This is a genomic window from Rhizobium sp. G21, assembly GCF_014158035.1.
In the GTDB taxonomy this organism is placed as follows: domain Bacteria; phylum Pseudomonadota; class Alphaproteobacteria; order Rhizobiales; family Rhizobiaceae; genus Rhizobium_E.
On the sequence record NZ_JACFXW010000001.1, the window covers coordinates 4170776 to 4182448 of the forward strand.

Here is an 11673-nt window from a genome sequence, read left to right on the forward strand (position 1 = left end):
TCGCTGGCGCAGCGCGCGATTGAGGCTGGACGGCGCGTCATGCATCTGTCACAAGGCGCGCGGGATGCGACTGCCGTTAACTTTAGAACGGGGTCGGGCTGCTGATTGACGTCAGGCGGCTGCCGCGAGACCACGCTGGCCGTCCCGCTTTCTCCTCCCTATCGTATCCGACCGCGCCGTCTCTCAGCCGCGGCTGCGTCTGCGGCGGCGGCCGTCTTCGCCGCCATCCTGAGTGACCGCCTTTTTTCCGGCAGCGTCACCACCTTGGCGAGTTCGGGAAAGGGGTCCACCTTGTTGGGCATGGCCATGGCGTCGATGAACAGCTGCTGGAAATGCGGCTCGAGCGCGGTCTCGATCTTTTCGATCTTCTTGACGGTCGCCTCGATCTCACGACGATGATCGCGGTTGAGCAGAGCCATCAAGGCGCCGGTGCCGGCGGCGTTGCCGACCGCCTTGACCTCGGTAAGTTCGCAATCCGGGATGAGGCCCAGCACCATGGCGTATTTCGGATCGATGAACGAGCCGAAGGCGCCCGCGAAGCGGATCGTGTCGACCTTGTCGACGCCCTGCTTTTCCATGAGCAGCTTGATGCCGGCATAGAGGGCGGCCTTGGCGAGCTGAATGGCGCGGATGTCGTTCTGTGTGACGGTGATCTTCGGCTCGCCGTCGCGCAGCAGATAGGAGAACGTGCGGCCGTTTGCGATGATGCGATGGCTCTTTTCCGCCATGGCGCCATCGACGACGCCGTCTTCGGAAATCACGCCGGAGAGATACATTTCCGCGACGACCTCGATGATAGCCGAGCCGCAGATGCCGGTGACGCCGATTTTCGCCGCGTCATCTTCGAAGCCCTCTTCATCCGACCATTTGTCGACGCCGATGACCCGGTATTTCGGCTCCAACGTGACGGGATCGATGCGGACGCGCTCGATGGCGCCTGGGGCGGCGCGCTGGCCGCAGGAGATTTCGGCGCCTTCGAAGGCCGGGCCGGTGGGAGAAGAGGCCGCGACGACGCGCTCGCGATTGCCGAGCACGATTTCGGCATTGGTGCCGACATCGACCAGCAGCATCATCTTGTCCTGGCGATAGGGGCCCTCAGACAGCGTCGCGCCGGCGGCGTCTGCGCCGACATGGCCGGCGATGCAGGGCAGCATATAGAGCCGCGCGCCGCGGTTGATGTCGATGTCGATGTCCGAGGCCCAATATTGCAGCGCGCCCGACACGGCCAGCGCGAGGGGGCCTGTCCCAGTTCGGTAGGGTCGATGCCGACGAACAGGTGATGCATGATCGGATTGGCGACGAACACGGAATCGAGGATGTCGTGGCGGTCGACGCCGCCTTCTTCGCACACCTTGCCGATCAGGCCGTTCACCGCTTCGCGGACGGCCTTGGTCATGGCTTCGCGGCCATCGGGGTTCATCATCACATAGGAGACGCGGCTCATCAGATCCTCGCCGAAGCGGATCTGCGGATTGGAGGCGCCCGACGAGCCCACGATCCGTCCCGACAGCAGCGACACGAGATGCATGGCGATGGTGGTCGAGCCGATGTCGCAGGCGATGCCATAGGCCTCGTTCTTGAGGCCCGGCCACAGGCCGACGATGAAGGGGCGCGAGGAATCCATGTCGCGATGGATTGCGGCGGTGACGCCCCATTCGCCCTTGCGCAGGATCGACTGGATCTGCGGAATGAGATGCGGGGCGATCAGCAGATCCTTCCAGCCCCAATCCTTTTTCGAGCACGGCCTTCAGGCGGTCGAGATCGCCGAGCGGCTTGTGCATGTCCGGCTGTTCGACCTCGACGTAACAGAGCTGCACGGCGGCGTTGCGCTCGATGACGCGGTCGGATGCCGCCTTGCGCACCACCTGCGCATTGACCACCGTGTCCTGCGGCACGTCGATGACGAGATCGCCCTGGATTGTGGCGGAACACGACAGGCGGCGTCCTTCCGGCAGGCCGCGGACGCGGTCGTAGCGCTCTTCCTTGGGGCCGACGGGAGAAATATGGTCGTTGGAGGAGGTGATGCCATGCTTGGCGAAATTGCCCTCCTGCACCTCGACCTGGCAACGGCCGCAGGTGGCGCGTCCGCCGCAGACGCTTTCGACATAGACCCCCAATTGTCGCGCCGCCTCAAGAACCGGTGTGCCCACGGCAAAACGACCGCGCTTGCCCGAGGGCATGAAGAGGACGAGGGGATCTTTTTCGAATGTGTCTGTCATGATCTTCTTTCCGGCGTCTTCAAGGGACGGGGATTGAGGGCTGGGTCACGGCAGCATGCCCGCGACGCGGCAGTGATAGTTGTCTATTCCCGACATGAAAAGATCACGCGGCGGAAAATTGGTGGCGGTACGCCTTGCTCAAGCAGTCGGAGGAGATGATAAATGTTGGTTGAACAAATCATTAGGAGGCAGGATTGGAAGAGTTGGCGAAGTGGCTTACGGACCATGGGCCGCAAATTACAGTAGTGGTCCCGCTGATCGCGTTTGCGGGATCAGCTCTTGCATACATTATTAAACTGTTCTTGGACCTGGCCGATCGACGTAAGGCGCACTTTTTGGAGCTGGTTGCACTGCTTGATCAACAGGGGACTTTGGCAGGCAAACTGGCAGCAGTTTATCAACTAAGTACATATAGCCGCGATTCAGACAAAGAGTTTCTGATCCGCTTATTCGATAACAGAGATAAAATTATTAACGGAGCGTCTGCAGACATTCTTAAAGAAGAAATGCGAATTGCAGCCGAAAAATTGAGATCTGTTTAGAAGCAAAAACATAAAGCACTTAGGGCTAATTTACCGCAAGAATCGTCTGGATGCCATACTGCCGCACATAATCCACCCGGGAGCCGTTCCAGTGATAGCAGTAGTGCCGCCCCTGTATAGGAATGGGGATGAGATCGGGCCAGAAGACGCCTATGCAGCGTTGGTCCGCCATCCTGACGCTGTTCCACAAAAGACCGTTGCTGCCCGCCGCCCGGAGCCCGCGTCCCTCGACTTGGGAGGCAGAGTAATCGTCGGGGTGCAGGACGTCGGGCACGGCATTCACGTCATCGAGGACCTGATCGACGCTGCCCACCAGGACCCGAAAGTCGGAGGTCCATCCTGGAGATTGGGCGGTTGCACGCATGAAGCTCTGATGATGATGGATCGTCTCGGCGAGAGCGACGTCTTCGCTTTCGCCGGCATAGTAAATCCCATAGCTCCCGTCTGTGAAGCGTCCGGGGCGCGCTGTCGAGCAATGGACGAACGGCGCCATCACATAGCTGGCGCCGATTCCTGACACGCGCCGATGCGCCGGCACTTTCCCGAGATCGCCCACCTCGAACCGGATGCGCGGATTGGTCTTCGCCTCCACAGCGACGAGGAGCTCCCAGTCGCGGGGATCGGCGATGTCCTCAAACAGATTGATCGGCGGATAAATGGATCGGATGATGCGATAGGTCTTCGGCCACCGCACCTGGGTGGGGACAGAGAGACCACTCACCATGCGCTTCGCTCGGCGTCGAGCCATTCGCGCATCACGGCCAGATCAGAGAGTTCGCCGCCCAACATTACCTCCAGCGCTGATTTGCCGCCAAAGGCGGCATTGGGAGCCTTGATCCAGTCATATCCTCTGGCGGGTTCCTTGAACACATAACGCAGCCCTTTGTGGATCCCCATTAGGTGCGCCATGCGCATCTTCAGGTCTCTCGGGATGCGTCCGGCATTGCCCTCTTTCCAACGCGCCCAAGTGCGTGGCGACAGTCCGCCCAGCAGTGTGCATGCCTGCGCGTCGGTGATCTTCCATGCGTTAAAGAGGTTCACCGTCGTACGGGCGAGCGCGGCTGCCTCGCTATCCGAGATTTCGGTCGATCCGATTTCAAATGGTGTCACAGAGATTGGCTGGAGCTGCATGGCATCCTCTCTTTCTGGCATAAATATAATGCATTTCCGCCAAATGGCAAATGTGCTGCATAGGCCATATCATGGCCCAGAAAGCCGGACGCGCGTTTTCGTATGGCGCTAGATCAAGCAATAACGAAAAAAGCCCGGCGCTTTCGCAATCGGGCTTTCCAAACGTCAAAGGCCTTCCGCTTATTCCGTCGCAGCCCCACCACCCACGCGAGCGGCGCGGCCGCCGCGACGGCCGCCGCCGGTCGAGGCCGATGCCGGGGACGGAGCAGGCGCTGCGCCGCCTTCAGCGGGCTTGTAGTCGCGATAGGTCTTGATCCAGTTGTAGCAGTTCTCGTCGGTGCCGTTGAGAACGTTGGCGGCGCGCACGGCTTCCATTTCGGCCGGGCGGCAGGGGTTCATGATGGCGGAGGTCATGCCGGCGCCGATGACCATCGGGATGAAGCCGGCATTGATGCCATGGCGATGCGGCAGGCCGAAGGAGATGTTGGACAGGCCGCAGGTCGTGTTGACCTTGAGCTCCTCACGCAGGCGGCGCACCAGCGCGAAGACCTGCAGGCCGGCCGAGCCGACGGCGCCGATCGGCATCACGAGCGGGTCGACGACGATGTCATAGGGCTTGATGCCGTAATCGGCGGCGCGTTCGACGATCTTCTTGGCGACGGCGAAGCGGACGTCCGGGTCCTGCGAAATGCCGGTTTCGTCGTTGGAGATGGCGACCACGGGGACGTTGTACTTGGCGCAGAGCGGCAGGATGGCTTCGAGCTTTTCTTCCTCGCCGGTGACGGAGTTGACCAGCGGACGGCCCTTGGCGACCTTGAGGCCGGCTTCGATGGCTGCGGTCACAGAGCTGTCGATGGCGAGCGGCACATCGACCAGGCCTTGGACGATTTCGAGCGTCTGGATCAGCAGGCCCGGTTCGGTTTCGTTCGGGTTGACCGAGGTCACGCCGGCATTGATGTCCAGCATGGTGGCGCGGCGGCGGCGACCTGTTCGAGCGCGTCCTTGATGACGGTCTCGAAATTGCCGGCCTGCATTTCGGCGGCCAGCTTCTTGCGGCCGGTCGGGTTGATGCGCTCGCCGATGACGCAGAAGGGCTGGTCGAAACCGATGATGATTTCCTTGGTGGCGGAAGCAACGATGGTGCGGGTCATGTCCGTCTGATCCTCGAAATTAAGATGCGGCGCGCGCCGAAACGGCAGCGGAAGAGTTCATATCCCAAGAGCCACGCTCGACAAGCCATTCCGCGGATTTCTTGAGGCCGCCGAAGGGGAAAACGTGGATCTGCTTGATGGCAGAGTCGGGGTTGGCGAGGAAGTGCTTTTCGATCGGGCCGACCACATCCTCCGGCGAATGGCTGGTGGCGAGCGCGGTCAGCGACATTGCGTTCTTCTTGAGGAAGGAGATCGAATTGCCGACGCCGCACATGGCCGCGTATTTGATCAGCGTGGTGATCTTGGCCGGACCCGCGACGCCGAGATGGACCGGCAGGTCGACGCCGGCGGCCTTCAGGCCATCGGCCCAGGCGATGAACTTCTTGGCGTCGAAGCCGAACTGGGTGACGATGCGCACGCGCCCCGGTGCGTTCGGCGAAAGCCTGCTTGAGCTTCAGCGCTTCGATCGCCACGGCTTCGGAAAAGTCCGGCGAGCCTTCGGGGTGGCCGGCGACGGCGATGTCGAGAATGCCGTTCTGGTCGAAGAAGCCGGTTTCGAGCACCTGCATGGTGGAGCCGAATTCGCCGGCCTGCTTGTCGAGGCCGCCGCCGATGATCAGCACGTCCTTGACGCCGGCTTCGCCGACGGTGCGCTTGATGCGCTCTTCGAGCGCGACCTTGGTGGACAGGCGGCGCGAGGCGAAATGCGGCACGGCGGTGTAGCCGAGGGACGTGACGCGGCGGGCGGCGGCGACCAGCGTGTCGGTGGTGTCGGTGCCGATATCGGTGATGTAGACGCGGCTTCCGGCGGGAAACAGGCCCGGCAGGTCGGCGGATTCGATCGCCTGCTTCGGGGCGACTTCGATGGAAGCGGGAATTCTGGACATGAATGAGGGTCCTTGCGTGCTGGGCCTGGATTAGTTCTGTTCGCGACCGCCGGCTTTCACCAGCGCGACGAGCCGATCGCGGTCATAAGCGGCTTCGAGCTCGGCGGCGGCCTTGTCGGCCTCGGCTTCGAGATCGTCGGAGACCGGTACGGGGTCCGCCTTTCGCCATTCGGCGAGGTAATCATCCGTTTCCGCGGCGCCGGTGCGCATTGCGCACATGTCGATCGCCTCGGTGAAGCGCAGCGACAATTCGCGCTTGGCGTTCTGCCGCCCCTTCTTGATGATCACCTGCGCGGGGATGTCGCGCCAAAACACAATGATGCGGTCCGCCATTCCCGAATACTCCTGTCAGGACATGCTGTCGCGGACCCGCGTTGCTGTGCGCCGGTCCGCTCTCCTCCGATGGGACTACAATGGAGCGGGAAGGGGGCTCGTGGCCCGGCTAGTCACGACGTCGCTTTGGTCTTAATGCGACACGCCTGTCGGCATATTGACAAAGCGCATCCAAACCGAGGGATCAGAAGGAGAAAAACGTCTTGACGCTCGCCCAATAGGTTGGAATTTGCCGGAGGACGGCAGGCACGGCGGAGAGAATTTCATAGCCGACATAGCCGATGACCACGGTGAATGCGAGCCCGAGCGCCACGCCCGCGAGCATGGTCAACCCGTCCCGTTCCGTCAATCCGAGGCCGATCAGCGCCAAGGCATAGGCCGGCCCCATATTGCCGAGGGGAATCGGAAGAAAGATGATCAGCGCCAGCAGCAGGGCGAACAAGCCCAGAAACCGCTCATAGAGACGCATCTCGCCGACCCAGAAGCGCGGCTTGATGAAGCGTTCCGTCCAGGCGATCCAGGGAAGGAACTTGTCCAGCACCTTGGCGAAGGCGCGGTTGTCGAAGGCGTATTCGTGGAGCCGGCGGGGCAGCCAGATCGTATCCAGCCGCGAGAACGCCATCTGAAACGAGACGAACACCAGCGGCAGCCCGAGGACGAAGGTCGCTCCCGGCGGAAGCGGAATGAGATTCGGCAGACAGAAAACGACGAGAAAAGCGCCGAAGGAGCGTTGCTCCATCCCGTCGGCGATTTCACCCAAGGTTATTTTTTCACCGGCATTGTCGGAAAGTTCGCGCAACAGATGCGACAGGCTCTGCCTGGGACGGGGGTGTTGGGGCTTCGCCGCGCTCATATCCATTCGGTCACACTGTCTCCAATTCCTCGGCCGCTCCCATGTAACGGTTGCGGGCAGGCTATCAAACAACAATGTCGCTTTTTTTTCGTTACGATCAGGCTCGCTTGAGCGCGTCGGTCAGATCGCCATAGCCGGTAAAGCGGTATTCGTAATCGAGCTTGAGGTAATCGGCGGCCCATTTGGCCTTGTTCTGCAGGTCCTCGTCCTCGGTCTGGGCGAGATAGACGATTTTGGTGTAGTTGCCGAACACCATGTCGCGCAGTTCAGGATGCTTGTCGAGCTTCAGCGGCTCGATCACGAAGGCTTCGAACTGACGGGTGATCAGGTCCGTCAGGTAAAAGGCGGTGAATTCGGTCTCGCATTCGGCGAGGAATTTATCGTTGCCGGTGAAGAAGGCGTAGCAATGCGGCCCGGCAATACGTTCGACGCCTTCCTCGGCGCAAATCTTGTCCAGTTCGCCCTGGGTGCCGCATTCCGCATAGCCGATAAAGATCTTTCGAAAGCCTTCGGCGCGGGCTTCGGCGATCTTCTCCCGCATGGCCGGCGCGATCTTCTCGGGAAAGACGTGCCATATTGCGGGCAGACACTGAAGATCGATATGGTCGAGGCCATGCTGGCTGCAAATAGCCAGCACTTCGCGGGCGATGGCGCCGCAAGCGATGACGCGCAACCGATCAGGCGCGCTCTCCGACCCTCGATTTTCGCTCATCGGTGTTCTCCTTCGCATAAATGCGCTCAATCTAGCCTCCGGCGCGAACAAATCCGCTCTTCGCGCGTTAGATCGGCGGACGGCCGGTGTATCGACCGGTTTTGGGCCCGATCATACGCTTCAACGGAGAGCAGACATGACCAAGATTTCGACCCGCATCGCCTTCGCCCTCATCGCCGCGCTCGCATTGTCGTCCTGCGGCAACACCATTCGCGGCATGGGCAAGGATGCGTCCAACACCGTCGACGCCACGCAGGACGCCGCCAACGACGTCGCCAACTGATCGGCTCAGCCAAAATCGAAAATGGCCGCGCGGAGTTCCCGCTGCGGCCATTTGTGCTTGAGCCTGACGGCCGAAATCAGACGCCGGCGGCGAGCTGATTGTGCTTGCGCTTGATGAAGTCCTTGGCGGTTTCCACCGCAATCGCGGCGTCGCGGCAATAGGCGTCGGCCCCGACGGCCTTGCCGAACTCTTCGTTGAGCGGCGCGCCGCCCACGAGAACGACGTAGTCGTCGCGGATACCCTTTTCCTTCATCGTGTCGATGACCACCTTCATGTAAGGCATGGTGGTGGTCAGCAGCGCCGACATGCCGAGAATATCAGGCTTCTCGCGTTCGATCGCGTCAAGGTAATTTTCGACCGGATTGTTGATGCCGAGGTCGATCACGTCGAAGCCCGCGCCTTCCATCATCATGCCGACAAGGTTCTTGCCGATGTCGTGGATGTCGCCCTTGACGGTGCCGATGACCATCTTGCCGAGCTTCGGCGCGCCGGTGGCGGCGAGCAGCGGACGCAGGATGAACATGCCGGCCTTCATGGCGTTGGCGGACAGAAGCACTTCCGGCACGAACAGAATGCCGTCGCGGAAGTCCACGCCGACGATGCGCATGCCCTCGACGAGCGCTTCGGTCAGGATGTCGTAAGGGGCCCAGCCGCGATCCAGAAGGATCCTGGTGGCTTCCTCGATTTCTTCCTTCAGCCCGTCGTAGAGATCGTCGTGCATCTGCTGCACAAGCTCTTCGTCCGAAAGCTCGGAGAGAATGATTTCATCGTCTGCCATGGCGCTCCTCGTCATCAATCTGCGGGCGCCGGATTCGGCGAAACCCTATGTTTCACTATAGTTAGCCTTGGACGTTTGCAAAGCGTTTTCGAAAGCGACGCTCTCCCGCACGAAAGCGACGGCAGCTTGCGACAAGCCGTATAATTCTTTTTTCGAATAAGCCGTTTTTAACGCGTGTTCCGCTAGGGAAGGCTGTTGGAGGTCGCCGATGCATATGAAACGGCTGTGCAGTTTTCTTGTTTTTTTCCTATGGGCCGCAGCCTGCTGCGCCCAGGAAGCCGTGCTGGTGATCCGCACAGCCGAGAAGGTCGTCGAGATCCCGCTTTCGAAAATCGAGAAGCTGCAGCAAAGCGAATATGTCGCCATCCTGCCCGGAATGGACGACAAACCGCATCGCGCGCGGGGTCCTCTTCTCAAGGATGTCCTGGCTTTGGCCGGTATCTCGGGGACGACGTTGATGGCGATCGGGTTTGATCGCTACCAGGCCGAGATTCCGATGTCGGATCTCGACGACTTCCCGGTGCTGGCGGCCCGCGAGGTTGACGGCAAGCCATTGACGTTGCGCGACAAAGGCCCTCTTTGGATCGTCTACCCTTCCGAAGCGCATCCTCACCTGCGTCTCAATCCGATCTATGAGGCGCGAAGCGTCTGGCAGCTGAAGGAAATCTCCATCCGATGATTCCTCGCCGTGCGTTGCGAAACCTCGCCTTGTTCCGATTTCCGGCAGTGTTGCTGGCGATGGGCGTGATGCTCGTCGTCACCATCGGCAATATTTCCGCCATCGCGGATGGTTTGGGAATGCATCTGTTCAATTCCGCCCGCTACGAGGAAGCGACGCGGATGGAAATGGAGCTGTCCGATCTGTTGGTCAAGGCGCATCGCTTTTCCTATGGCGATCGCGACATCACGCGCGCCGACGTCAACCTCGCCCTGGACATTTTCTGGTCGCGCGTCAACGTGGTCGCCACCGCGAACTATCAGCGCGCTTTGCGCGAGGCCGATATCGAGGACGCCAAGGTCGCCGTCGAAATAAAGGAGCGGCTCGGCGATTACGAGGCGGCGATCCAGAAACTCGCGCCGGGCGAGCGGACCAGCATTCGCCCGCTGCTGTCGCTGATTCGCGAATTCCAGACCCGCGTCAACGATATGAGCAGCGACGCCTATAGCGCGCGGCGTTTCCAAATGCAGAAGATGATCGAGCAGGAGCTCGCGAGTCTGGCGTCGCTAAAATCCATGCAGTCGGAATTCGCGGCATTGGTCGGCGTCCTCGTGCTGTTCGTGATCGTCGAGCTCGTCATTTCGCGGCGGGTCAATGTTCGCCTGAAGAGAGCCGTCGCCGACAAGGAGGCGCTGCTGGTCACGGATGGGCTGACCGGCATCGGCAATCGGCGCGGATTCGAGACGGACCTGTCGTCGCGGCCGCCTCTCAGCGAATTCTCGCTTCTGCTCGTCGACCTCGACGGCTTCAAGGACGTCAACGACACGATGGGCCATCCGGCCGGCGACGCGCTGCTGCGTCATGTCGCGACGGCCCTTGCGGAAAACGCCTTGCCCCTCGGCGGCGTCGTGGCGCGTCTCGGCGGCGACGAATTCGCAGTCCTGTTGAAGGGATCGCGCCACAGGGCGCTGGATTACGCGGAGGCGGCGCTCGCCGACATCTCGCGGCCCATCTCGGTCGAAGGCAAGACGATTCAGGTGACGGCGTCGATCGGCGTGGCGCACTCCAGCGACGCCCGCGATGCGACGCCTTTCGTCGAGACGCTGATGAAACACGCCGATCTCGCTCTTTACGCCGCCAAGGCGGATGGACGCAATTGCGCCCGCTTCACCACGGACGACATGATCGCCGACAATGCGCGCAAGCGGTGCCTCGGCAAGGATCTGGCGAAAGCGATCGCCGATGGCGATCTCGACGCGGCGTTCCAGCCGATCGTCTCCATGAAGGAGGGACAGACGCTCAGCGTCGAGACGCTGGTTCGCTGGTCGCATCCGCGGTTCGGAGCGATTCCGGCTCCGGAGATCGTCCAGGCGGCGGAAGGCGCCGACCTCATCCTGCCGATGACCTTGCTGATGCTCGACCGCGCCTGTCTGCTCCGCGAGCGGCTTTCGGTATCGAACGACGCGCCGCGGATGGCTGTGAACCTGTCGCCGGCCTTGCTGTCGATGCCGGATCTGGCCAAGGCGATCGTCGACGTCCTCGCCAAGAGAGGATGTCCGTCGGAGAGCGTCATTCTGGAGCTGACCGAAGACGCGGCGATGTCGCTCAGCGAGCAGGTCATGGACAATCTCGAAGCGTTGCGGTCTGCGGGCCTCCGGCTCGCGGTCGATGACTTCGGAACCGGCTACTCCAATCTCAGCCGGCTGGCCGCGCTCGAATTCGCCCAGATCAAGATCGACAAATCGCTGATCCGCCGTATTTCGGTCTGCGACCGCACTTATGAAATCGTCCGGCATGTCAGTCGTATGGCGCATGATCTCGGAATGGAGGTGGTGGGCGAGGGCGTCGAGACGGAATCCGACCGCGCGCTTCTGATGGGGCTCGGCGTTCCGCTGGGGCAGGGCTATCATTTCGCCCGTCCGATGTCCGACCTGTCGCTGATGGCATGGCTGGGAGAGCGGCGTGAAGGCCAGGCGAGCGCCCGTCTTCTGGCCGGCTGAGCGCAGCCTATTTCCGCCGCCCTGTTCCATCTCCGCCGCGCTTCGCTTCCAGCGACATGGGTGGCGCTTTTAGAATGTCCCTTTTGCGGCATGGTTTAGGATCAAACCAAACACTAGGCCGCGCAG

The 11673-nt window shown here is 61.4% G+C and carries 14 protein-coding genes and 3 pseudogenes; 5 read left to right on the top strand and 12 right to left on the bottom strand.

Going from position 1 to position 11673, the window contains the following annotated elements; all coding sequences use genetic code 11:
* Window positions 1-158 precede the first annotated feature (158 nt).
* From H2O14_RS29560 to H2O14_RS29575, 4 genes and pseudogenes are all read right to left on the bottom strand, one after another.
* Window positions 159-1154, bottom strand: a complete 996-nt coding sequence (locus H2O14_RS29560; RefSeq protein ID WP_409526963.1) for an ASKHA domain-containing protein — start codon at window positions 1152-1154, stop codon at window positions 159-161.
* Complete coding sequence (locus tag H2O14_RS29565; RefSeq protein ID WP_409526964.1) at window positions 1070-1624, bottom strand: hypothetical protein; 555 nt, start codon at window positions 1622-1624, stop codon at window positions 1070-1072. The genes H2O14_RS29560 and H2O14_RS29565 overlap by 85 nt, the downstream gene beginning before the upstream one ends.
* Window positions 1625-1633: 9 nt before the next feature.
* Window positions 1634-1711 (bottom strand): annotated as a pseudogene (locus H2O14_RS29570) (hypothetical protein); the annotation flags it as partial.
* Between the two features lie 70 nt (window positions 1712-1781).
* Window positions 1782-2219: pseudogene (locus H2O14_RS29575) on the bottom strand (2Fe-2S iron-sulfur cluster-binding protein); the annotation flags it as partial.
* 194 nt (window positions 2220-2413) lie between these two features.
* Here H2O14_RS29575 and H2O14_RS20690 point away from each other — a divergent pair.
* Window positions 2414-2761 carry a hypothetical protein gene (locus tag H2O14_RS20690; protein ID WP_182829132.1) on the top strand — a complete coding sequence of 116 codons (348 nt, stop codon included), beginning with the start codon at window positions 2414-2416 and terminating at the stop codon, window positions 2759-2761.
* 25 nt (window positions 2762-2786) lie between these two features.
* Here H2O14_RS20690 and H2O14_RS20695 read toward each other — a convergent pair whose 3' ends face one another.
* The 4 genes and pseudogenes from H2O14_RS20695 to H2O14_RS29015 form a co-directional block, all read right to left on the bottom strand.
* Complete coding sequence (locus tag H2O14_RS20695; RefSeq protein WP_182829133.1) at window positions 2787-3485, bottom strand: RES family NAD+ phosphorylase; 699 nt, start codon at window positions 3483-3485, stop codon at window positions 2787-2789.
* Window positions 3479-3892, bottom strand: coding sequence for an MbcA/ParS/Xre antitoxin family protein (locus H2O14_RS20700; protein ID WP_182829134.1), 414 nt, complete (start codon window positions 3890-3892; stop codon window positions 3479-3481). Before H2O14_RS20700 ends, H2O14_RS20695 begins: the two co-directional genes overlap by 7 nt.
* A gap of 180 nt (window positions 3893-4072) precedes the next feature.
* A pseudogene (locus H2O14_RS20705) lies at window positions 4073-5043 on the bottom strand (methyltetrahydrofolate cobalamin methyltransferase).
* Between the two features lie 19 nt (window positions 5044-5062).
* The gene (locus H2O14_RS29015) at window positions 5063-5461 is read right to left on the bottom strand and encodes a hypothetical protein (protein ID WP_312858642.1); all 399 of its coding nucleotides are present in this window, start codon (window positions 5459-5461) and stop codon (window positions 5063-5065) included.
* On the opposite strand from H2O14_RS29015, the gene H2O14_RS29020 reads away from it, so the two are divergent.
* A complete protein-coding gene (locus H2O14_RS29020) occupies window positions 5448-5936 on the top strand; it encodes a hypothetical protein (RefSeq protein ID WP_312858643.1) in 489 nt (162 codons plus the stop codon). The genes H2O14_RS29015 and H2O14_RS29020 overlap by 14 nt on opposite strands.
* A gap of 24 nt (window positions 5937-5960) precedes the next feature.
* Here the strand turns inward: H2O14_RS29020 and H2O14_RS20715 are convergent, their stop codons facing one another.
* The 3 genes from H2O14_RS20715 to H2O14_RS20725 all read right to left on the bottom strand — a co-directional run bounded on the left by H2O14_RS20715 (window position 5961) and on the right by H2O14_RS20725 (window position 7828).
* Complete coding sequence (locus tag H2O14_RS20715) at window positions 5961-6263, bottom strand: virulence factor (RefSeq protein WP_182829135.1); 303 nt, start codon at window positions 6261-6263, stop codon at window positions 5961-5963.
* 184 nt (window positions 6264-6447) lie between these two features.
* Window positions 6448-7122 carry an exopolysaccharide biosynthesis protein gene (locus tag H2O14_RS20720; RefSeq protein WP_312858644.1) on the bottom strand — a complete coding sequence of 225 codons (675 nt, stop codon included), beginning with the start codon at window positions 7120-7122 and terminating at the stop codon, window positions 6448-6450.
* A 91-nt stretch (window positions 7123-7213) separates the two neighbouring features.
* Window positions 7214-7828, bottom strand: a complete 615-nt coding sequence (locus tag H2O14_RS20725) for a DUF1638 domain-containing protein (protein WP_182829137.1) — start codon at window positions 7826-7828, stop codon at window positions 7214-7216.
* Between the two features lie 136 nt (window positions 7829-7964).
* Between H2O14_RS20725 and H2O14_RS20730 the strand changes: the two genes are divergently transcribed.
* Window positions 7965-8111 (top strand): entericidin, encoded by a 147-nt coding sequence (locus H2O14_RS20730; protein WP_182829138.1) that lies wholly within the window; start codon window positions 7965-7967, stop codon window positions 8109-8111.
* 76 nt (window positions 8112-8187) lie between these two features.
* Here the strand turns inward: H2O14_RS20730 and H2O14_RS20735 are convergent, their stop codons facing one another.
* The gene (locus tag H2O14_RS20735; protein ID WP_182829139.1) at window positions 8188-8889 is read right to left on the bottom strand and encodes a corrinoid protein; all 702 of its coding nucleotides are present in this window, start codon (window positions 8887-8889) and stop codon (window positions 8188-8190) included.
* 208 nt (window positions 8890-9097) lie between these two features.
* Between H2O14_RS20735 and H2O14_RS20740 the strand changes: the two genes are divergently transcribed.
* Together H2O14_RS20740 and H2O14_RS20745 are read left to right on the top strand one after the other, a co-directional pair.
* Window positions 9098-9568 carry a hypothetical protein gene (locus tag H2O14_RS20740; RefSeq protein WP_182829140.1) on the top strand — a complete coding sequence of 157 codons (471 nt, stop codon included), beginning with the start codon at window positions 9098-9100 and terminating at the stop codon, window positions 9566-9568.
* On the top strand, window positions 9565-11547 hold the full coding sequence (locus H2O14_RS20745; RefSeq protein WP_182829141.1) for a bifunctional diguanylate cyclase/phosphodiesterase: 1983 nt from the start codon (window positions 9565-9567) through the stop codon (window positions 11545-11547). The genes H2O14_RS20740 and H2O14_RS20745 overlap by 4 nt, the downstream gene beginning before the upstream one ends.
* Window positions 11548-11673: the final 126 nt, after the last annotated feature.